This window comes from Sphingomonas sp. 77B, assembly GCF_056497825.1.
Window position 1 is genome coordinate 153,255 of the sequence record NZ_JBWMBY010000001.1, and the last position, 19,005, is coordinate 172,259.

20 protein-coding genes and 1 tRNA gene are annotated in these 19,005 nt (G+C 66.2%); 9 read left to right on the top strand and 12 right to left on the bottom strand.

Going from position 1 to position 19,005, the window contains the following annotated elements; all coding sequences use genetic code 11:
- Positions 1 to 19: 19 nt before the first annotated feature.
- The 8 genes from AC1GI4_RS00760 to AC1GI4_RS00795 all read right to left on the bottom strand — a co-directional run bounded on the left by AC1GI4_RS00760 (position 20) and on the right by AC1GI4_RS00795 (position 6,948).
- Positions 20 to 691, bottom strand: coding sequence for a spermidine synthase (locus AC1GI4_RS00760; protein ID WP_479628187.1), 672 nt, complete (start codon positions 689 to 691; stop codon positions 20 to 22).
- Positions 688 to 1,050, bottom strand: a complete 363-nt coding sequence (locus AC1GI4_RS00765) for a DUF6481 family protein (RefSeq protein ID WP_056438408.1) — start codon at positions 1,048 to 1,050, stop codon at positions 688 to 690. Before AC1GI4_RS00765 ends, AC1GI4_RS00760 begins: the two co-directional genes overlap by 4 nt.
- A gap of 77 nt (positions 1,051 to 1,127) precedes the next feature.
- Positions 1,128 to 1,203 (bottom strand) — tRNA-Lys (locus tag AC1GI4_RS00770).
- Positions 1,204 to 1,308: 105 nt separating this feature from the next.
- Positions 1,309 to 2,421, bottom strand: a complete 1,113-nt coding sequence (gene rodA / locus AC1GI4_RS00775; RefSeq protein WP_479628188.1) for a rod shape-determining protein RodA — start codon at positions 2,419 to 2,421, stop codon at positions 1,309 to 1,311.
- Positions 2,418 to 4,490 (bottom strand): penicillin-binding protein 2, encoded by a 2,073-nt coding sequence (gene mrdA / locus AC1GI4_RS00780; RefSeq protein ID WP_479628189.1) that lies wholly within the window; start codon positions 4,488 to 4,490, stop codon positions 2,418 to 2,420. The genes rodA and mrdA overlap by 4 nt, the downstream gene beginning before the upstream one ends.
- A gap of 2 nt (positions 4,491 to 4,492) precedes the next feature.
- Positions 4,493 to 5,017, bottom strand: a complete 525-nt coding sequence (gene mreD / locus AC1GI4_RS00785; RefSeq protein ID WP_479628190.1) for a rod shape-determining protein MreD — start codon at positions 5,015 to 5,017, stop codon at positions 4,493 to 4,495.
- Positions 5,014 to 5,883, bottom strand: a complete 870-nt coding sequence (locus AC1GI4_RS00790) for a rod shape-determining protein MreC (RefSeq protein ID WP_479628191.1) — start codon at positions 5,881 to 5,883, stop codon at positions 5,014 to 5,016. Before AC1GI4_RS00790 ends, mreD begins: the two co-directional genes overlap by 4 nt.
- A 24-nt stretch (positions 5,884 to 5,907) precedes the next feature.
- Positions 5,908 to 6,948, bottom strand: coding sequence for a rod shape-determining protein (locus AC1GI4_RS00795; protein ID WP_042482832.1), 1,041 nt, complete (start codon positions 6,946 to 6,948; stop codon positions 5,908 to 5,910).
- A gap of 147 nt (positions 6,949 to 7,095) precedes the next feature.
- Here AC1GI4_RS00795 and mutL point away from each other — a divergent pair, with 147 nt between their 5' ends.
- The gene (gene mutL / locus AC1GI4_RS00800) at positions 7,096 to 8,883 is read left to right on the top strand and encodes a DNA mismatch repair endonuclease MutL (RefSeq protein ID WP_294275433.1); all 1,788 of its coding nucleotides are present in this window, start codon (positions 7,096 to 7,098) and stop codon (positions 8,881 to 8,883) included.
- Positions 8,884 to 9,785: 902 nt separating this feature from the next.
- On the opposite strand, the gene rplI is transcribed toward mutL, so the two are convergent.
- From rplI to rpsF, 3 genes are read right to left on the bottom strand one after another with little or no spacing between them, the layout of a single operon-like run.
- Entirely contained in the window at positions 9,786 to 10,379 is a 594-nt protein-coding gene (gene rplI, locus AC1GI4_RS00805) for a 50S ribosomal protein L9 (protein ID WP_433910440.1), read from the bottom strand.
- A 13-nt stretch (positions 10,380 to 10,392) separates the two neighbouring features.
- Positions 10,393 to 10,617 carry a 30S ribosomal protein S18 gene (gene rpsR, locus AC1GI4_RS00810; protein ID WP_007403456.1) on the bottom strand — a complete coding sequence of 75 codons (225 nt, stop codon included), beginning with the start codon at positions 10,615 to 10,617 and terminating at the stop codon, positions 10,393 to 10,395.
- Positions 10,617 to 11,027, bottom strand: a complete 411-nt coding sequence (rpsF, locus tag AC1GI4_RS00815) for a 30S ribosomal protein S6 (RefSeq protein WP_037567458.1) — start codon at positions 11,025 to 11,027, stop codon at positions 10,617 to 10,619. The genes rpsR and rpsF overlap by 1 nt, the downstream gene beginning before the upstream one ends.
- A 257-nt stretch (positions 11,028 to 11,284) precedes the next feature.
- Here rpsF and fabD point away from each other — a divergent pair, with 257 nt between their 5' ends.
- From fabD to AC1GI4_RS00850, 7 genes are all read left to right on the top strand, one after another.
- Positions 11,285 to 12,244 carry an ACP S-malonyltransferase gene (gene fabD, locus AC1GI4_RS00820; protein WP_479628192.1) on the top strand — a complete coding sequence of 320 codons (960 nt, stop codon included), beginning with the start codon at positions 11,285 to 11,287 and terminating at the stop codon, positions 12,242 to 12,244.
- 20 nt (positions 12,245 to 12,264) lie between these two features.
- Positions 12,265 to 12,693: a GxxExxY protein gene (locus AC1GI4_RS00825; RefSeq protein WP_354293356.1), complete on the top strand. Its 429-nt coding sequence runs from the start codon at positions 12,265 to 12,267 to the stop codon at positions 12,691 to 12,693.
- A gap of 2 nt (positions 12,694 to 12,695) precedes the next feature.
- Positions 12,696 to 13,436, top strand: a complete 741-nt coding sequence (fabG, locus tag AC1GI4_RS00830) for a 3-oxoacyl-[acyl-carrier-protein] reductase (RefSeq protein ID WP_294278538.1) — start codon at positions 12,696 to 12,698, stop codon at positions 13,434 to 13,436.
- A gap of 132 nt (positions 13,437 to 13,568) precedes the next feature.
- Positions 13,569 to 13,805, top strand: a complete 237-nt coding sequence (locus tag AC1GI4_RS00835) for an acyl carrier protein (protein WP_007403554.1) — start codon at positions 13,569 to 13,571, stop codon at positions 13,803 to 13,805.
- A 121-nt stretch (positions 13,806 to 13,926) separates the two neighbouring features.
- A complete protein-coding gene (fabF, locus tag AC1GI4_RS00840; protein WP_219020125.1) occupies positions 13,927 to 15,183 on the top strand; it encodes a beta-ketoacyl-ACP synthase II in 1,257 nt (418 codons plus the stop codon).
- Positions 15,184 to 15,697: 514 nt separating this feature from the next.
- A complete protein-coding gene (mltG, locus tag AC1GI4_RS00845) occupies positions 15,698 to 16,666 on the top strand; it encodes an endolytic transglycosylase MltG (protein WP_479628193.1) in 969 nt (322 codons plus the stop codon).
- A 69-nt stretch (positions 16,667 to 16,735) separates the two neighbouring features.
- A complete protein-coding gene (locus AC1GI4_RS00850) occupies positions 16,736 to 17,149 on the top strand; it encodes a hypothetical protein (RefSeq protein ID WP_294275051.1) in 414 nt (137 codons plus the stop codon).
- 18 nt (positions 17,150 to 17,167) lie between these two features.
- On the opposite strand, the gene bla is transcribed toward AC1GI4_RS00850, so the two are convergent.
- Entirely contained in the window at positions 17,168 to 18,031 is an 864-nt protein-coding gene (gene bla, locus AC1GI4_RS00855) for a subclass B3 metallo-beta-lactamase (protein WP_479628194.1), read from the bottom strand.
- Positions 18,032 to 18,125: 94 nt separating this feature from the next.
- On the opposite strand from bla, the gene AC1GI4_RS00860 reads away from it, so the two are divergent.
- Positions 18,126 to 18,995, top strand: a complete 870-nt coding sequence (locus AC1GI4_RS00860; protein WP_479628195.1) for a LysR family transcriptional regulator — start codon at positions 18,126 to 18,128, stop codon at positions 18,993 to 18,995.
- The last annotated feature ends 10 nt before the right edge of the window (positions 18,996 to 19,005 follow it).

Sequence of the window (19,005 nt, forward strand, 5' to 3'; positions counted from 1 at the left end):
ACCGGGGAGGAGTTGCGTATCACCGCGGCGTGGCGAACCAGATGGTGTGCGTCGCGCCCTTGCCGTTTTCGCGGGCGCGGACCTTCACTTCATCGACCAGGAAGCCCGCACGCGACAACCGCCGGGTGAAGACCGGGTCGGGCGCGGCCGACCAGATGGCCAGCACGCCGCCGGGCCGCAATGCGACGCGCGCCTCGTCCAGCCCCCGGTTGGAATATAGCCCGTCATTGGCCGGGCGGGTCAGCCCGTCGGGGCCGTTGTCCACGTCGAGCAGGATCGCGTCATACATCCCGCGCCCCGCATAGATCGCATTGCCGACATCGCCCATCGCCAACGTGACGCGGGGATCGTCCAGGCATCCGGCGGTCAGCTCGACCATCGGCCCGCGCGCCCATTCGATGATGCCCGGCACCAGCTCGGCCACCGTCACCCGCGCGTCGCGGCCCAACCGGGTCAGCACGGCGCGCAGGGTAAAGCCCATGCCATAGCCGCCGATCAGCAGATGCGGCGCATTCCGCCCGCCCAGCCGGTCGCAGGTCATCGTGCCCAACGCCACTTCAGAGCCGCTCATGCGCGTGCTCATCAGCTCGTTGCGGTCGAGCACGATCATGAAGTCCTTGCCCCGGCGGAACAGCCGCAGGGGCTCGCCGCCCGGCACCTCGGCGATGCCCAGCAGCTCGCGCGGCGTCACTTGCCCTGACGGGCCTTGCGTGCGGCGTAGCGCGCGTCGCGGGCGGCCTTCAGCTCGGCGGCGGTGGGGACCACCGGCGGGCGGGCGGCGGCGGCAGCGGCCTCCGCAGCAGCCTCGGCCTCGGCCTTCGCCTTGGCGCGGGCTTCCTCGCGGGCCGCCTTTTCCTGCTCGATCGCGGCCTTGTGCGCGGCGCGGCGTTCGGCCTCGGCGGCTTCCTTGGCCGCGCGGGCGGCGGCGCGGGCCGCGACCACTTCGGGGTCGGGCGCAGCCTTGTTGCGCAGCTTTTCCAGCGCGGCGGCCTTGGCGTCGCGCGAAGCCGATGCACGATCGGCGAAACCGGGAACCTTATATCCTGCCATCAATCATCTATCCCGTTGGGGGCCGGACGGCCCCATAGCACAACGGCCCCGCATCGCTGCAGAGCCGTTGGAGAAACTGGTGGACGCACTTGGGCTCGAACCAAGGACCCGCTGATTAAGAGTCAGCTGCTCTACCAACTGAGCTATGCGTCCGTTCGTCACGCTCGTCAGGCCGTCCGGCGGCCCGCCTCGTGATCGGGAGGCGCGCCTTTAGCAGGCCTCCGCCGCTTTGCAAATGCTTTTTGCGAATTTTTTACGTTACCAACGGGCGGGACGACGATTTTCGCGGTCGATCGCCATCAGGATGCCCAGGCACAGCAGAACCGTCATCTGCGACGATCCGCCATAGCTGACCAGGGGCAGGGGAATGCCGACCACCGGCGCCAGCCCCATGACCATCATCAGGTTGACCATCACATAGATGAAGATGGTCGTCGACAGCCCCGCCGCCGCCAGTCGGGCAAAGCGCGTCTGTGCCGCCTGTGCGACGTTCAGGCCCCAGCGGATGACGAGGATGAAGGCCAGGATCAACAGGCATCCGCCGACCAGTCCCCATTCCTCGGCCATCGTCGCGAAGACGAAGTCGGTATGACCCTCGGGCAGATAGTCGAGATGGCTTTGGGTGCCGTTCAGGAACCCCTTGCCCCAGATGCCGCCCGACCCAATCGCGATCTTCGACTGGCTGATATGATAGCCGGTGCCCAGCGGATCGCTTTCGGGGTTCATGAAGATCAGGACGCGGTTGCGCTGATAATCGTGCAGCACGAAATTGACGGCCAGCGGGGCCGCCACCGCCAGCGCCATCGCGCCGCCGATGAACAGGCGTAAGGGTACGCCCGCCAGGAACATCACCGTAGCCCCGCCCGCACAGATCATTAGTGCGGTGCCGAGATCGGGCTGCTTCATGACGAGGGCGGCAGGCACGGCGATCATCGCTGCGACCGGCCATATACCGGAGAAACGCCGTGTCTCGGCCGGGGGCATCAGTTCATAGAAGCGCGCCGCGCCCAGCACGATGAACAGCTTCATCAATTCGGACGGCTGAAGGCGGATGAAGCCGACGTCAAGCCATCGCTGGCTTCCCCCGCGCACGGCGCCCAGCAGTTCGACCAGTACCAGGGCGACCACCAGCACCAGATAGCCCGGCATCGCGATCCGCCGCCACAGGTCCAGCGGCAGGCGCGACAGCACCAGCGATCCCGCCAGCAGCACGAAGAAGCGTACGCCCTGCGGCTTCGCCCAGGGGGTCAGCGATCCGCCCGCCGCCGAGTAGAGGACCACCAGCCCAAAACAGCCGATGGCCGTGACCAGCAGGATGACGCGCCACGGCAGTTGCGCGATGGGCTCGGGGATGATGCGGGGGCCGCTCATGGATTGGGGTCGCCTGCATCTTCGGGATCGGTTTCGCGGGTGGCCATCGCCTCGGCCTGCGCGTCAGAGACGTTGGTCGCGGCCTCGACGGCGGGCGCATCGGTTGCGGCACCCGCATCGGTCTTGGTCGCAGCGGCGGCGGGCTGCGGCGAATGGGCGGCGCGGTAAGCGGCTTCCTCGGCGCGCATCCGGGTGTTGATATCGCCGCCCCAGCTCTGCTCGCCTTCCGCGAGCGACGCCAGTGCGCGGTCGCGGTCGAACAGATAGGTCATGATGTCGCGCCCGATCAAAGGCGCGTCGAGATTGCGCACGGTATGGCCGTTATGCTCCAGCACGACGGCGGCCGCATAACGCGGATTGTCGGCCGGTGCGAAACATACGAGCAGGGCGTGGTCGCGCAGCTTGAAGGGCAATTGCCCGTTCTTGAGCACGCCCATGCGCCGCTCGGCCATGGTGATCCGGCGGACCTGCGCCGTGCCGGTCTTGGCCGCCAGGCTGACACCGGGGACCAGCATCCGCGCCGCGCCGCCGGTGCCGCCCTGATTGACGACACCGAACATGGCATCGCGCACGATCGCCAGATGCTCGGACGCGACGGGCAGGGCGGGGGCGTCGAGATGAACCTGATGCGCGAGCATGCTGGGCGCCAGGTGCCGCCCCGAGGCCAGCCGCGCCGCCATCACCGCCAGCTGGAGCGGATTGGCAAGCACATAGCCCTGCCCGATCGACGCGTTCAGGCCATCGGCGACAGTCCATTTCGTCTTGTATTTCTTTAGCTTCCACGCCGCATCTGGCACAGTGCCGTAACGCTGGGTGCTGAGCGGCAGGTCGAATTTCTGCCCCAGCCCGACCATACGCGCGATCGGGGCGATCCGGTCATAGCCCATGCGCCGGATCATCTCGTAGAAATAGATGTCGCAACTTTGCTCGATCGCGCCCTTCAGATTCAGCGCGCCGTGTCCGCCCCGCTTGTGGCAGTGGAACACGCCGGTACCGACCCGCATCGCGCCGGTACAGAGCACGCGGTCATTGGCGCCGACCCCTGCCTCCAGCAGCGCCAGGCCGTTCATCGGCTTGACGGTCGAGCCGGGCGGATACAGCCCCTGCGTCACCTTGTTCATCAAGGGCACATGGTCGTTTTCCGACAGCATCGCCCATTCCAGATGGCTGATGCCGTCCGAAAAGCTGTTGGGGTCGTAGGCGGGCATCGACACCATCGCCAGCGTCTCGCCGGTGCGGCAGTCGAGCACCACGGCCGAACCCGAATTGGTGCCCAGGCGACGCGCGGCATATTCCTGCAGCCCCGCATCGATCGTCAGGCGGATGTTGCGACCGGGCACATCGGGGCGGGTGGCGAGTTCGGCGACGACCTTGCCGCGCGCGGTGACCTCCACCCGCTTCGCGCCGGGCTTGCCGCGCAGATAGGGCTCCAGCATCTTTTCCAGCCCATCCTTGCCCAGCTTGAAGCCGGGGGTGACGAGCAGCTGGTCGTGCGTCGCCTTGAACTGCTCGGCGGTCGGCGTGCCGACATAGCCGGTCAGATGCGCCACGGCTGGCCCGGCGGGGTAGAAGCGTGCAAAACCGCGCGTCGGCTGGACGCCGGGCAATTCGGGCAGTCGGACGCTGACCGCCGCGAAGCGATCCCAGTCGAGCCGCTCGGCGACCTGCACCGGCTGGAACCCGGCGGCGTGTTCGAGGTCGAGGCGGATGCGGTTCATCGCCTCGTCGTCCAGCTTCAGGATCTGGCGGAGAAGGTTCAGCACCCGCTCCTTGTCCGCATCGTCCAGTCGGTCGGGGATGATATCGACACGGAAGTCGGTGCGGTTGTTGGCGATCGGCACGCCATGCCGATCGATCAGCCAGCCGCGACGCGGCGGGATCATCGTCGTGTTGACGCGGTTGCTCTCGGAGAGAAGATTATACTTCTCGTTCTGCGCAATGGACAGCCACGCCATCCGCCCGGCCAGTAACAGGCCGACGCCCGCCTGCGCCGTGCCCAGCACGAAGGCGCGCCGCGAAAAGCTATAGGCCTGCGCGGCCTCGGTCATGATCCGGCCTGGGCGATCCATGCTCAGGCCCCTACCTCATTTCGGCCGCGTTTACGATCGATCCACGCGACCAATCGCGTCGCCATGGGGAAGAGAAGGATGGTGATGGCGATCTGGATCACCAGCGGCGCATCCACCTGCGCGCCGACCGGCACCGCCAGGAAGCGGCCTGCGATCAGGCAGAAGGCGATGGCTCCGCTGGCGATCAGCCAGTCCTGCCAGAAATCGCGGAACACCAGCCGATGCTCGAACAGGTCGATCGCCAGAGACGTGAGCGACCAGAGCAGCATGGCAGATCCCAGCGGCTGGCCCGATACCAGGTCGTCGAACAATCCCAAGGGCGCCGCCGCCCAGAGCCGCAGCGCGAAACGCGCGACCAGCCGCCAGGCGAGCAGCATCAGCAGTCCCATGGGCGGCTGCAGTGGTACGATCGCCACGACCGGCACGATCGCGGTCAGCGAACCCGCCATCACGGTCAGCCACGGCAGCGCACGGGCGCGGGCGGGGGGCAGTCCGGGGTCGAAGGGATTATAGGTGTCGGAGGTCACGGCCGGGGTGCGGGCGCTGATGGCGGCATCGGCATGAAGGCGCGCTGAACGATCGCGAAATCCAGCGTGTCGGGATGGATAAAGGGTCGCGCCACCGCCACGTCGCCGCCATCGCTCTGAACTCGGGCGACCGGGATATTGGGCGCGTACAGCCCGCCGGTGCCGGAGGTGACGAACAGGTCGCCCTTGCCCAGCCGGACATTGGTGGCGACCGAGCGGACGTCGAGCGTTCCGTCGCCGCGCCCGACCGCGATGGCGGGCATGCCGTCGCGGGTGCGGCGTACCGGCACGATGCTTTCGGGGTCGGTCAGAAGGAGGACGCGCGCGGCGGCCGGACCCGCTTCCGTCACGCGGCCGATCAGCCCCTCGGGACCGCGCACGGCCATGCCGGGGGCCACGCCCTGCCAGCGGCCCGCATTCAGCAGCGCAAAGCGGCGTCCGCTGGATCCTGTGGAGCTGACCAGGCGCGCTGTCACGACGGTGTCGGGCGTCCGGTCGCGTACCGCCAGCAGCGTGCGCAGGCGACGATTGTCATGGGCAATGGTGCGCGCGGTCAGCAGAACTTTGCGCGACTGCTCCAACTCGGCGCGCAGTCGCTCGTTTTCCGAATGGACGAAGAAATAATGGCCGATGGCGTCGGGTACGCCGCTAACCGCGTCGCCGACCGCGACGAACGCACCGGAGATCGGCGCGGTCACGCTGCCCAGCGTCATGCGCAAACCGGCGAAGGCGGGCGGGTTGAAGGTCGATGCGACAAGCAGCACCGCGCCCACCACCGCACCCGCCACCGCGAGCACATAGGCCAGGAAAGCTCCATATTGCCGCCGCCGCGAAAAGCCGGTGCGACGGTCGCGGGCGGGCGCCATGCGCCGGTCCCCTTATGCTGGAGGTTAGCCGTTCAGCAGGACGCCGCGATACATCGGGTCTTCCAGCGCACGGCCGGTGCCCAGCGCCACGCAGGTCAGCGGATCCTCCGCCACCGTCACCGGCAGGCCGGTCTCGTCACGCAGCACCTCGTCCAATCCTTCGAGCAGCGCGCCGCCGCCGGTCAGGACGATACCCTGGTCGACGATGTCGGCGGCCAGTTCGGGCGCGGTGTTCTCCAGCGCGACGCGGACGCCCTCGACGATGGTCGCGACCGGCTCGGACAATGCCTCGGCGATCTGGCCCTGGTTGATCTGGATTTCCTTGGGCACGCCATTCACGAGGTCGCGGCCCTTGATCTGGATCGTCACACCGATGCCGTCCGCCGGGGGACGCGCGATGCCGACTTCCTGCTTGATCCGCTCGGCGGTGGCCTCACCGATCAGCAGATTGTGGTTGCGGCGAACGTAGGAAACGATCGACTCGTCCATCTTGTCGCCGCCGACGCGAACGCTCGTGGTGTAGGCGAGGCCGCGGAGCGACAGCACCGCGACTTCGGTCGTGCCGCCGCCGATGTCGACCACCATCGAGCCGATCGGCTCGGTCACCGGCATGTCGGCGCCGATCGCGGCGGCCATCGGCTCCTCGATCAGGAAGACCTGGCTCGCGCCTGCGTTCGAGGCGGCGTCGCGGATCGCGCGGCGTTCCACCTTGGTCGAACCCGACGGCACGCAGATCACGATCTCGGGCCAGCGCGCGAACTTGCGGGGGCCGTGCACCTTCAGGATGAAGTGCTTGATCATCTGCTCGGCGACGTCGATGTCGGCGATCACGCCGTCACGCAACGGACGGATCGCCTCGATATTGCCCGGCGTCTTGCCCATCATCAGCTTGGCGTCGTCGCCGACCGCCTTCACGCGCTTGATGCCGTTGATCGTCTCGACCGCGACGACGGACGGCTCGTTCAGCACGATGCCGCGTCCGCGGACATAGACCACGGTGTTCGCGGTGCCGAGGTCGATCGCCATGTCTTGCGACATGAATTTCAGGAAGCGGGGGAGAGGCATCGAGGCTTTCGTTCCGTCTGGTGGACCGGGTGGGCGCATTTCATATCCCGAACCGCCGCCAAGAGCCGTCCCAAGAGCCGTCGAAAGGCACCTGCACCGTCATTTGCGGGGTCGCGGGATGCCGTCGCTTGGGCTAGGGTTTGCCGCATGTCAATACGGCGTCTGCCTCCCCATCTCGTCAATCGTATCGCGGCCGGTGAAGTGGTGGAAAGGCCCGCCAGTGCGTTGAAGGAATTGGTCGAAAATTCCATCGATGCGGGCGCTAGCCGGATCGCGGTGGCGATCGGGCAGGGCGGCATCGGCCGGATCGAGGTGGCCGACGATGGGTGCGGCATGTCGGCCGACGAGATGGCGCTGGCGCTGGAGCGGCACTGCACCTCCAAGCTGCCTGACGAGGCGATCGAATCGGTCGTAACCCTCGGATTTCGCGGCGAAGCGCTGCCCTCGATCGCCAGCGTCGCGCGGGTCACGATCGAAAGCCGTCCCGCCGGCCGCGACGGCTGGAGCCGCGTCGTCGACAATGGCGAGGTGCTGCGTGACGGCCCCGCCGCGGTGCCGCCGGGCACCCGGATCGTGGTCGAGGACCTGTTTGCCCGCGTGCCCGCCCGTCGCAAGTTCCTGCGTTCGCCGCGTTCGGAATATGCCGCGTGCCTCGACATGGTGCGCCGCCTAGCGATGGCGCGACCCGACATCGCCTTCACCCTCGAGCATGACGGGCGGCGGGTGCTGACCGTGCCGGGCGGCGAAGAGCGACCGGGGCGCGTGGCGGCGCTGACCGACCGCGCGCTGGCGGAAAATTCGGTGGCGATCGATTGGGTGCGCGACACCGTTTCGTTGGGCGGCGTGGCGGGATTACCGACCTTCAACCGGGGTATCGCCGACCATCAATATCTGTTCGTCAACGGGCGGCCGGTGCGTGACCGTCTCCTGATGGGCGCCATTCGAGGGGCTTATGCCGAGATGTTGCCACGCGATCGTCATGCGGTCGTGGCGCTGTTCCTCGACATGCCCCCCTCAGAAGTCGACGTGAACGTCCATCCGGCCAAGACCGAGGTCCGCTTTCGCGACCCCGCACTGATCCGGGGCATGATCGTGTCGGGCCTGCGCCGCGCGCTCGACGAGGCCGGGCATCGCAGCGTGCAGCGCCCGCCCGACTCGGCGCTGGCGATGTGGCAGACCGAGACGGTCGCCGCTCCACCGGCTTTCGCGCCGCCCGCCGATGACTGGAGCCAAAGCGCGCCTGAAACCCGGGTGATGGAACGCCAGTCGCTGTTCGCGCCGCGCCCCGGCTTCGCCGCCCCGCCGCCGCTGGCCCGCGCCGAAGCCGCCTTTGCCCCTCCGCCCGAGGTCCGCCAATATCCGATGGGCGTCGCGCGCGGCCAGGTCGCCAAGACCTATATTGTCGCCGAAGCCGAGGATGGGCTGGTTTTGGTCGACCAGCATGCCGCGCACGAGCGGCTGGTGCTGGAACGGATGCGCGCCGCGCTGACCGGCGGTCGAATTGCGTCGCAGGCCATGCTGATCCCCGAAGTCGTCGAACTGGACGAACCCGCCTGCGACCGGCTGGAGGCGCGCGCGGAGGAGCTGGCGGAATTTGGCCTGGACCTGGAACGCTTCGGCCCGACGGCGATGCTGGTCCGCTCGACGCCCGCGCTGCTGGGACAAAGCGATCCCAAGGGGCTGGTGAGCGACCTGGCCGACGAACTGGCGGCGTTCGACCAGGCATTGTCCTTGCGCGAGCGGCTGGACCATGTCGCCGCGACCATGGCCTGCCACGGCTCTGTCCGTGCCGGGAGGATCCTGTCGGTCGCCGAAATGAACGCGCTGCTCCGCGAAATGGAGGTCACGCCGCATTCCGGCCAGTGCAACCATGGCCGCCCGACCTGGGTGAAGTTGCAGCATGGCGATATCGAAAAGCTGTTCGGGCGGAAGTAAGATCGGCCAACTGCTTCAATGCAGCGTTGCCATACGCCGCGCCTATTCCGATGGAGAGGGCGTCACGGCCGTGACGTTTTTGGCGATGGTTTTCGCCTACTCGCGGGATTTGGGTGTGATCGCATCTTTCCTTTCCGGTTCAACGTCGAGGACGTGAGGCGGTTGCGCCGTCAGGGCAGCCGCCACGCCGGGGGGCATTCGGCGAAATCGCCCCAAACATAGCATCGATCTTGTCGCCGATCGTACGAAGCCAGGCTCCATTGCGGCGGATCGGGCCATCCGAACCAGTCTCGTTCGATCAGATACAGGGTCTCGTTCCCATGATCCGTGACAAAGCCTGTCCCGGTCTTGTTCGCCTAGTCGAAATCATCGCCCGGCAGGGCGGATGGTGGCCAATCCTCCGCGCCCGCGAACCGCCACAGAAGGGGCTAATTCGCACGCAGCCGCAATCCAGCCTTTCTTCGCCAGATACGGAAGAGAGGGAGTGACCGGGGATCGGCCTTCCAGATCACGACGCCATCCTTCCATGGCGCGCCGTGTCAAATTTGTCGTGATCCAGTTTATACACCACTTGTTCTAACGGTGAGCCGAGCCCATAGGGCGATGAGTTGAGATTTTTTTCGTTTCGACGTTCATCGTAACGAAACTTTTGCACTTGGCCGTGTATTTATTGGTCATTGGACAGACAGGCAGTTTTATCATGAAGCACATCATGCCGCTCATTTTCGCTTTGATCCCGCTGGCCGCTGTGGTCAGCGCCTGCGTCGCCTGTCCGTAACGCCATTCCGCGCGGTCATCGTGCCGCGCATCATGTTGCCGTCTCCCAAGACGCAAAAAAGGGCCGCCCGGTAAATCCGGACGGCCCTTTCTTTTTTCGGCGGAAAGGCCGAAGCGCGTGAGGCTTAACCCTGCGCTTCTTCCTGCTCCGGCTGAACCTCGGCGGTGGCGCCGGGCTCTGCGTTGGGATCGTAATCCTCGGTGAAGCCGGCTTCGTCACGCTCGAACATCGAGGCCATGACGTCGACGCCCTTCGCCTGCATCTCGGCCTCTTCCGGCGAGCGGGCGACGTTGACCTTGACGGTCACGGCCACTTCCGGGTGAAGCGCGACGCGCACGTCGTACAGGCCTATCGCCTTGATCGGACGGTCGAGCACGATCTGGCTCTTGTTGACCTTGTGGCCGTCGGCGACCAGCGCGTCGACCAGATCGCGAACCGCGACCGAGCCGTACAGCTGGCCGACGTTCGACGCCTGGCGGATCAGCGTGACCGAGGCGTTCTCGAAGGTCTTCGACTCGACCTCGGCCTCGGCGCGACGGTTCGCGTTGTCGGCTTCGATGCGGGCGCGGTTGGCCTCAAACACCTTCTTGTTGGCTTCGTTGGCGCGCAGCGCCTTCTTGCGCGGCAGCAGGAAGTTACGGGCGAAGCCGTCCTTCACCGTGACCACGTCGCCGATGGCGCCGAGCTTCTCGACGCGCTCAAGCAGAATAACGTCCATCTTCTAGGACTCCTTACTTCACGACGTAGGGCAGGAGGCCCAAGTGACGGGCGCGCTTGATGGCCTGGGCCAGTTCGCGCTGCTTCTTGGCCGACACGCTGGTGATGCGCGAGGGCACGATCTTGCCGCGCTCGGACACGAAGCCCTGGAGCAGACGGACGTCCTTATAGTCGATCCGGGGCGCGTCCTTCGCGGAGAAGGGGCAGCTCTTGCGGCGACGGAAAAACGGGCGGGCCATTATGCGGCTTCCTCTTCACGATCACGACGGGGGCGGTCAGCGCGGTCGGGGCGTTCGCCACGATCGGCACGACGCTCGCGGTCGCGCTCCTGCTTGCGCATCATCACCGACGGACCTTCTTCATGGCCGTCCACCTTGACGGTCATGTAGCGGATCACGTCTTCGTTGATCTGGGTCTGGCGCTCCAGCTCGGCGACGACACCGGCGGGGGCGTCGATTTCGAGCATGACGTAATGCGCCTTGCGGTTCTTGGCGATCTTGTACGCCAGCGAACGCAGGCCCCAGGTCTCGGTCTTCACGACCTTGCCCTGATTGTCCTCGACGATCTTCGTGGCGGCTTCCGCCAGCGCGTCCACCTGCGCCTGTGCCAGATCCTGGCGCGCAAGGAACACGTGCTCGTAAAGAGCCATGCAGCTTACCTTATGTTGGCCGATCGCTGATGCCCACCCCATGTGGAACACCCCTCCGGCTGTCTTCCATACTTCAATACCGTCACGCCAAAATGGCATGAGGGCGGGTGAAGCAGGTGCTTCCCGCCCAATGGTGCCCCGGCTCATAGCGAATTACGGCCAAAAGGCAAGCGGGGAAGGGGGCGTGCCCTTGCCAGCGGCGGGCGACCTTTCTACCGCGCGGGCCATCCTATTACTGTTTCATGGCAGATACGAACATGCGTGCATTCATCTTTCCGGGCCAGGGCAGCCAGGCCGTCGGCATGGGCAAGGCGCTGGCCGAGGCGAGCCCCGTCGCCCGCGAGGTGTTCCAGGAGGTCGACGAGGCGCTGGGCCAGCATCTCTATCGCCTGATGGTCGAGGGGCCCGCCGACGAGCTTACCCTGACCGAGAATGCCCAGCCCGCGATCATGGCGAATGCCATCGCGACACTGCGCGTGCTGGAAAAGGAAGGCGGCGTCCGCCTGTCGGAAAAGGCCGATTTTGTCGCGGGGCATTCGCTGGGCGAATATACCGCGCTATGTGCGGCCGACGCGATCGACTTGGCCACCACGGCGCGCTTGTTGAAGCTGCGCGGCCGGGCGATGCAGGCGGCGGTGCCGGTGGGCGAGGGCGCGATGGCCGCGCTGCTCGGCGCGGATTTGGAAAAGGCCAAGACCATCGCGGGCGCGGCGGTCGATGCGATCCTCGCCGAAGGCGGCGAAGAGCTGGTCTGCACGGTCGCCAACGACAACGACCCGAGCCAGGTCGTGATCTCCGGCCACCGCGCGGCGATCGAGAAGGCGGTGGCGCTGGCCAAGGACCTGGGCGCCAAGCGCGCGGTCCTGCTGCCGGTGTCAGCGCCGTTCCACTGCCCGCTGATGCAGCCCGCCGCCGACGCGATGGACGCCGCGCTGGCCGAGGCGACGATCCGCGCGCCGTTAGTCCCGGTCTATGCCAATGTCGAGGCGGCCCCCGTCGCCGATCCCGGCGCGATCCGCGCGCTGCTGGTGGCGCAGGTGACCGGCATGGTCCGCTGGCGCGAATCGGTGCTGGCGATGCAGGACGCGGGCGTGGCGCATTTCGTCGAATTCGGCGGCAAGGTGCTGGGCCCGATGGTCAAGCGCATCGCGCCGGACGTCGATGCGGTCAGCGTCGTGACGATGGATGACGTCGAGGGGCTGCTGGCGAAACTTTGATTTCGCGCGGAGGCGCGGAGATGCGGGACATAGACGAGATCAGTGGAGCTGTGCTCGACGTTGCTTTGCGCATGCACCGCGACTTGGGGCCGGGTTTGCTGGAAAGCGTCTATGAAACCGTGCTGGCGGGTAAACTGGATCGTATGGGTTTCAGGGTTGCGCGCCAGCGCCCGGTAGACATTCATTTCGACGGCATGACCTTCGACGCCGCATTCCGCATTGACCTTCTCGTCGATGAGCGCTTGCTCGTCGAAATCAAATCCGTCGAGCGGCTTTCCGCCGCTCATGCCAAGCAATTGCTGACCTATCTGAGACTGACCGGCCAGCCGGTCGGCCTGCTGATTAACTTTGGCGGCGCAACGCTGAGAGAAGGGGTGCGACGGATCGTCAATTCCCACACTCCCTCCGCGTCTCCGCGTCTCCGCGTGAACCAAAGAATCGGAGAATAAGCATGTTCGACCTGACAGGAATGACCGCCCTTGTGACCGGCGCGTCCGGTGGCCTTGGCTCGGCGGTGGCGAAGGCTTTGGCGGCGCAGGGAGCGAAGCTCGCGCTCTCGGGCTCCAATATCGACAAGCTGGAGGCGTTTCGCGCCGAACTGGGCGGCGAGCATGTCGCGGTGCCGTGCAACCTGTCCGACCCCGCCGCCGTCGACGCGCTGATCCCGCAGGCGGTCGAGGCGCTGGGCGGCAAGCTCGACATCCTGGTCAACAATGCGGGCGTCACTCGCGACAACCTGACCATGCGGATGAAGGACGAGGAGTGGGACCAGGTCATCAGCGTGAACCTGGAGGCGACCTTCCGCCTGATCCGCGCCGCCGCCAAGCCGATGATGAAGGCGCGCTTCGGCCGCATCATCTCGATCACCTCGATCGTCGGTGCGACCGGCAATCCGGGCCAGGCGAACTATGCCGCGTCCAAGGCGGGCATCGTCGGCATGTCGAAGGCGGTGGCGCAGGAACTGGCCAGCCGCAACGTCACCGTCAACTGCGTCGCGCCGGGCTTCATGCGCTCGGCGATGACCGACGTGCTGCCCGAGGCGCAGAAGGCCGCATTGCTCGGCAAAATTCCGGCGGGCGATCTGGGCCGTGGCGAGGATATCGGTGCCGCCGTCGTCTATCTCGCGTCGAAGGAAGCGGGCTATGTCACCGGCCAGACGCTGCACGTCAATGGCGGCATGGCGATGCTTTGACGCCCCTAAACGGGTGCAAATGATCCGATCTTACACCGAGTCCGTCGCTGGACGGGCTTGCCAGACTAGGGCGCGCGTTCTACGTGCGTTCAGGAAGTATCAACCCCCGATGAATTACGAGAAGGGATTACCATGAGCGAGACCGCCGACCGCGTGAAGAAGATCGTCGTCGAGCATCTCGGCGTCGAAGCCGACAAGGTGACCGAGGACGCGAGCTTCATCGACGATCTCGGTGCCGACAGCCTCGACATCGTCGAGCTCGTCATGGCGTTCGAGGAAGAGTTCGGTGTCGAGATTCCGGACGATGCCGCCGAGAAGATCACGACCGTCAAGGACGCGATCACGTATATCGACGAGAACAAGGCCTGATTCCGGGGCCTCGGCCCGCAGATGATGCGGGCCGAACAGGCCGCCAAGGCCAGGTTTCAAGCGGCTCCCCGACCCCGACATAGCGGGCGGGGAGCCGTTTTCGTATGAGATGGAGTGGAATATGCGGCGCGTTGTCGTAACTGGTCTGGGTCTTGTCACGCCGCTGGGCGCAGACGTGGAAACTGCCTGGGCCAATCTGATCGCCGGCAAGTCCGGTGCGGGGACGATCACCCGCTTCGATACCACGGGGCAGAAATGCACCATCGCGTGCGAAGTGAAGCCCAAGGATCATGAATATGGCTTCGATCCCGACAAGCGCGTCGATCATAAGGTCCAGCGTCAGGTCGATCCGTTCATCGTCTATGGCATCGACGCCGCCGGACAGGCGCTGGAAGATGCCGGTCTGACCGAGATGGACGAAGCGACCAAGCTTCGCGCGGGCGTGTCGATCGGCTCGGGCATCGGCGGTCTGCCGGGTATCGAGATCGAATCGGTCAACCTGCACGAGCGCGGCCCCGGCCGGGTCAGCCCGCACTTCGTCCACGGACGCCTCATCAACCTGATCTCGGGTCAGGTCAGCATCAAATACGGCCTGATGGGCCCGAACCATGCGGTCGTCACCGCCTGCTCGACCGGCGCGCATTCGATCGGCGACGCGGCGCGCATGATCCGCGACGACGATGCCGACATCATGCTGGCGGGCGGTGCGGAAAGCACCATCAACCCGCTGGGCGTCGCGGGCTTCGCTCAGGCACGCGCGCTCAACATGAGCATGAACGATCGTCCGACCGAGGCGAGCCGTCCTTACGACAAGGGCCGTGACGGCTTCGTGATGGGCGAAGGCGCGGGCGTCGTGGTGCTCGAGGAATATGAGCACGCCAAGGCACGCGGCGCGAAGATCTATGCCGAGGTCGTCGGCTATGGCCTGTCGGGCGACGCCTATCACGTCACCGCGCCGCACCCCGAGGGCAAGGGCGCCGAGAATGCGATGCGCATGGCGCTGCGCAAGGCGGGCATGGAGCCGTCGGACATCGACTATATCAACGCGCATGGCACCTCGACGATGGCCGATACGATCGAGCTGGCCGCGGCCAAGCGCGTGTTCGGCGACGACCTGTCGGGTGCGTCGATGTCGAGCACCAAGTCGGCGATCGGCCATCTGCTGGGCGGTGCGGGCGCGGTGGAGAGCATCTTCTGCATCCTGGCGCTGCGCGACCAGATCGTGCCGCCGACGCTGAACCTCGATAATCCCGACGAGGGCACCGAGGGCGTCGATCTGGTCCCGCACAAGGCCAAGAAGCGGGAGGTGAAGGCGGTGCTGAACAATTCGTTCGGCTTCGGCGGCACCAATGCCTCGCTGGTGATGAAGGCGATCTGATAGGCAACACCCTGACCGCCGTTCAGCCTGAGCGAAGGCGAAGGCCAAGGGCTTCTGGTTGAGGCTTGCGCGTGCACTTCGACTTCGCTCGGTGCGAACGGAGCGTGGTGCTAGAACCGATCGACATTCAGCTCCTCTCTCTTCCCTCTCCCCTGGATAGGGGAGAGGATTAGCGGAGCTTGCCAGCGTGCTGGCTAGCGCAGCTTGGGTGAGGGGTTGAGCGAGCCTTTGGCTCGCGCTTGCTAACGCGAGCATTCACCCCTCACCCAGCTCCGACTAAGCCTTTGATTTCGCAAAGACCAAGTCTGCGCAACCCTCTCCCCTCCATGAGGGGAGAGGGGGAAGGGCAGGACTTAATGTCTATCAGCTCTAAAATTCCAACCCCGGCGGTGGCCGGGTCCGGTTGCAAAATCATTCGGCTCGCGTCATCGGGCGGAATGGCAAACGGGCCCGGATCACCGCCGGGGTTGTTTTGCATCCGGGCCTCGCGGCCCTCGTCAAAACCGGGTGAGATATGCGCAAGGTCGGCTGTATCGGGTTGCTGCTGGGGCTGATCGGTATCGCCGTATTCGCCTGGGTCGCGCATGACTGGGCGGGGAGCGGCCCGGCGCAAAGGCCGCTCGCGGTGGTCGTGCCCGAGGGGGCAAGCCTCGCCAAGGCCGCCAATGAACTGCAAAAGGCCGGCGCCATCCGCTCCGCCGGGCGCTTCCGCCTCTATGCGCGGCTGTTCGGCACGGGCGGCGCGATCAAGGCGGGCGAATATGCCATTCCCGAACATGCCAGCGCGCATGAGGTCCTGACCCTGCTCCAGGAAGGCAAGGTGCGCCAGCGGCTAGTGCCGGTGCCGGAGGGCTATCCCTCTGTCCTGGTCCATGATGCGTTGATGCGCGCCGACGGGCTGACCGGCGACGTGGCCGTCCCGGCCGAAGGCTCGATCCTGCCCGACAGCTATGCCTATCAGAAGGGTGACACCCGTGCCTCGGTCGTGGCGCGGATGCAGAAGGCGATGAAGGACTACCTTGCCCAGGCCTGGGCCGATCGCAAGCCCGGCATCGCGGTCAAGACGCCGCAGGAGGCGATCATCCTGGCCTCGATCGTCGAGAAGGAGACCGGCAAGCCCTCCGAGCGGCGCATGGTGGCGGCGGTCTATGGCAACCGCCTGCGCATCGGCATGCCGCTTCAGGCCGATCCGACGGTGATCTATCCGATCACCAAGGGGCGTCCACTCGGCCGTCGCATCCTGCGCTCGGAACTACACGCCAAGAACGGCTACAATACCTATGCCAGCCCCGGCCTGCCGGTCGGGCCGATCGCCAATCCCGGTCGCGCCTCGATCGACGCGGTGCTCGACCCGGCGGACAGCAAGGCGCTGTATTTCGTCGCGGACGGATCGGGCGGCCATGTCTTTGCCGAGACGCTCGCCGAGCATAATGCCAATGTGCAGAAATGGTACGCGATCCGCCGCCAGCGCGGCGAGATGTAAGGATTCACCAACCAACTCGCCAGCCAGGCAGGCCTTGGCGGCAGGCTTAACCAAGGGAGATTGCTAAAGATGATGCACCTTTCGATGCTTCTGATTGCTATTGCACCCCAGGTCGCCACCGTCCTCCCGCCGCAACAAGCGATAGCGCGCGTCGACGCATCGCGAGCGAAAGCCGTGAATGGAACCTTTGTGATGAAGGTCGCGGTCGTCGTGCGTACTTCTGACGCATTCTATCTCAATTCCAGCATGGACATCAGGTCATCTGGCAATCTTGTTTTTCATTTGACGCCTGACGCGATCCGCCAACTGAAGGAAAAGCTGGGCCCGCGTGCCGACATGGCGTTGGTCGGGAGGACGGTGCAGGTGAAGGGTACGCTCAAGCGCGTGCCGATCGTGACCACTCGAAAAGGCGACGCTGCTAGCTCGGACGAGGTTCAATATGAGGTCAGGGTCGCCTCGCTTAGCAATTTGAAGGTGATATAGTGGCTCGGGTTTGGCGGGTTAGCGGCTCTCGGTTGACAGTCGTTTCGCCAGTGCGCGGCGGGATGCGTTCGCGTAGGCCCTGCACGCATCCGGCGCAGTCAGGAAGCGGCTGGTCGCGCCGTCCTGATCGGCATGGGCGGTGATAAGGATGTCGCAGGGCAGGGCGCGCATCGCTGCCTGGCCCCGTGCAAAGGCCACGAGCACCGGCGCGTTCGCCGGGGCGGAGAAGCGATAATCGTCGGTCGATACCGGGTTCAGGCTGGACGCGAAGACGATCGCCTTGCACTTCGCTCCGGCACAGGCGCGCCAGCTCCAGCTCAGGCTGCCCATGGTGTGCCCCGGCGTGGCGCGTGCGGTGACGATCGTGTTGCCCAGCGCCAGCCGCTCGCCGTCGCGGACGATCCTGACCGTGCGAACCGGCGGGAAGCGGCTGTCATAGCCGCGCTGCGGATCGTCCGCCGCCAGCCGCCCGCTGCGCAGCCCCTCGGTCCCCCGCGCGCTGGCGACGACGGTCGCGCCGGTGTCGCGGGCCAGCGCGGCGAGGCCGCCCGCATGGTCGAAATGCGGCTCGGTGCTCAGAATATATTTGATGTCGCGTGTTCGGAAGCCGAGGCGGGTGACATTGGCCAGGATCATCGGCGCGGCCTGGGGCAGGGCGCCGTCGATCAGGATCAGCCCCTTGCCGGTGTCGATCAGCGCGACGTTCAGTCCGCCGAAGCCGACCAGATAGGTGTTGCCGAAGACCTTCACCGGCGGGCGCGGAGCGAGCCATTCGGCGGTGTGATCGGTGACGATCGGCCGGGTCAACGGGTCAGGCGTCTGTGGCATGGCGGGCGCGCTTGTGAGGGCGATCAGCGAGAACAGGATCGGTCTGGCGAGCATGGCGGGTCTCCTTGCCCGGCATGATGGGGCGCTCGTACCGATGTCACAATGCATCTTCCCTCGACACAGCCATGAGCGGATTTCATGATGGGCCATGGACCGCGCCCAATTGCCCCTCAACGCGCTGCGTGCCTTTGAAGCCGCGGCGCGGCATCTGAACTTCACGCGCGCCGCGATCGAGCTGTGCGTCAGCCAGGGGGCGGTCAGCCATCAGGTCGCGGGGTTGGAGAAGAGGCTGGGCACGCGGCTGTTCCATCGCCTGCCGCGCGGGCTGGCGCTGACCGATGACGGGCAGGCGCTGGTGCCGGTGCTGGCCGAGACGTTCGACCGGATCGGCGCGACGCTGGACAGGTTTGCGGACGGGCGCTTCCAATATGCGCTGAACATCGGTGTGGTGGGCACCTTCGCGACCGGCTGGCTGCTCGCCCGGCTCGACGATTTTGCCGCCACCCATCCGCACATCGATCTGCGGGTGTCGATCAACAACAACCGGGTCGATCTGGCGGGCGAGGGGCTGGACTACGCGATCCGCTTCGGCGACGGAGCCTGGCATGGCACCCATGCCGAGCCGCTGATGGCGGCACCGCTGACGCCGCTCTGTGCGCCGCTGCTCGCGTCACGGCTGAGCGGCCCCGGCGATCTGGCGCGCGAGCGTCTGCTGCGATCCTACCGTGTCAGCCAGTGGGAAAGCTGGTTCGCGGCGGCGGGCGTTCCCGCCCCGGCGCTGCGTGGGCCGATGTTCGACAGTTCGGCGTTGATGGTGGGGGCGGCGATGGCGGGACTGGGCATCGCGCTCGCGCCGAAGGTGATGTTCGGGCACGAACTCACGACCGAGCGGCTGGTCCAGCCTTTCGCGATCGAGATCGACGCCGGGCGCTACTGGCTGACGCGGTTGCTGTCGCGGAAAGAGGGGCTGGCGATGAAGGCGTTTCGGCAGTGGGTGATGGGGGCGGTTGGCGGGTAAGGCCTTGCCC

Excerpts from the sequence above, each read along its gene's own strand:
- AC1GI4_RS00835 (WP_007403554.1), top strand. The coding sequence starts at position 13,569 with ATGAGCGAGACCGCCGACCGCGTGAAGAAGATCGTCGTCGAGCATCTC.
- AC1GI4_RS00790 (WP_479628191.1), bottom strand. The coding sequence starts at position 5,883 with ATGGCGCCCGCCCGCGACCGTCGCACCGGCTTTTCGCGGCGGCGGCAA.
- bla (WP_479628194.1), bottom strand. The coding sequence starts at position 18,031 with ATGCTCGCCAGACCGATCCTGTTCTCGCTGATCGCCCTCACAAGCGCG.
- rpsR (WP_007403456.1), bottom strand. The coding sequence starts at position 10,617 with ATGGCCCGCCCGTTTTTCCGTCGCCGCAAGAGCTGCCCCTTCTCCGCG.
- mltG (WP_479628193.1), top strand. The coding sequence starts at position 15,698 with ATGCGCAAGGTCGGCTGTATCGGGTTGCTGCTGGGGCTGATCGGTATC.
- rplI (WP_433910440.1), bottom strand. The coding sequence starts at position 10,379 with ATGGACGTTATTCTGCTTGAGCGCGTCGAGAAGCTCGGCGCCATCGGC.
- mutL (WP_294275433.1), top strand. The coding sequence starts at position 7,096 with ATGTCAATACGGCGTCTGCCTCCCCATCTCGTCAATCGTATCGCGGCC.
- AC1GI4_RS00850 (WP_294275051.1), top strand. The coding sequence starts at position 16,736 with ATGATGCACCTTTCGATGCTTCTGATTGCTATTGCACCCCAGGTCGCC.
- AC1GI4_RS00825 (WP_354293356.1), top strand. The coding sequence starts at position 12,265 with ATGCGGGACATAGACGAGATCAGTGGAGCTGTGCTCGACGTTGCTTTG.
- AC1GI4_RS00860 (WP_479628195.1), top strand. The coding sequence starts at position 18,126 with ATGGACCGCGCCCAATTGCCCCTCAACGCGCTGCGTGCCTTTGAAGCC.
- fabD (WP_479628192.1), top strand. The coding sequence starts at position 11,285 with ATGCGTGCATTCATCTTTCCGGGCCAGGGCAGCCAGGCCGTCGGCATG.
- fabG (WP_294278538.1), top strand. The coding sequence starts at position 12,696 with ATGTTCGACCTGACAGGAATGACCGCCCTTGTGACCGGCGCGTCCGGT.
- AC1GI4_RS00795 (WP_042482832.1), bottom strand. The coding sequence starts at position 6,948 with ATGCCTCTCCCCCGCTTCCTGAAATTCATGTCGCAAGACATGGCGATC.
- rodA (WP_479628188.1), bottom strand. The coding sequence starts at position 2,421 with ATGAGCGGCCCCCGCATCATCCCCGAGCCCATCGCGCAACTGCCGTGG.
- fabF (WP_219020125.1), top strand. The coding sequence starts at position 13,927 with ATGCGGCGCGTTGTCGTAACTGGTCTGGGTCTTGTCACGCCGCTGGGC.
- mrdA (WP_479628189.1), bottom strand. The coding sequence starts at position 4,490 with ATGGATCGCCCAGGCCGGATCATGACCGAGGCCGCGCAGGCCTATAGC.
- rpsF (WP_037567458.1), bottom strand. The coding sequence starts at position 11,027 with ATGGCTCTTTACGAGCACGTGTTCCTTGCGCGCCAGGATCTGGCACAG.
- AC1GI4_RS00765 (WP_056438408.1), bottom strand. The coding sequence starts at position 1,050 with ATGGCAGGATATAAGGTTCCCGGTTTCGCCGATCGTGCATCGGCTTCG.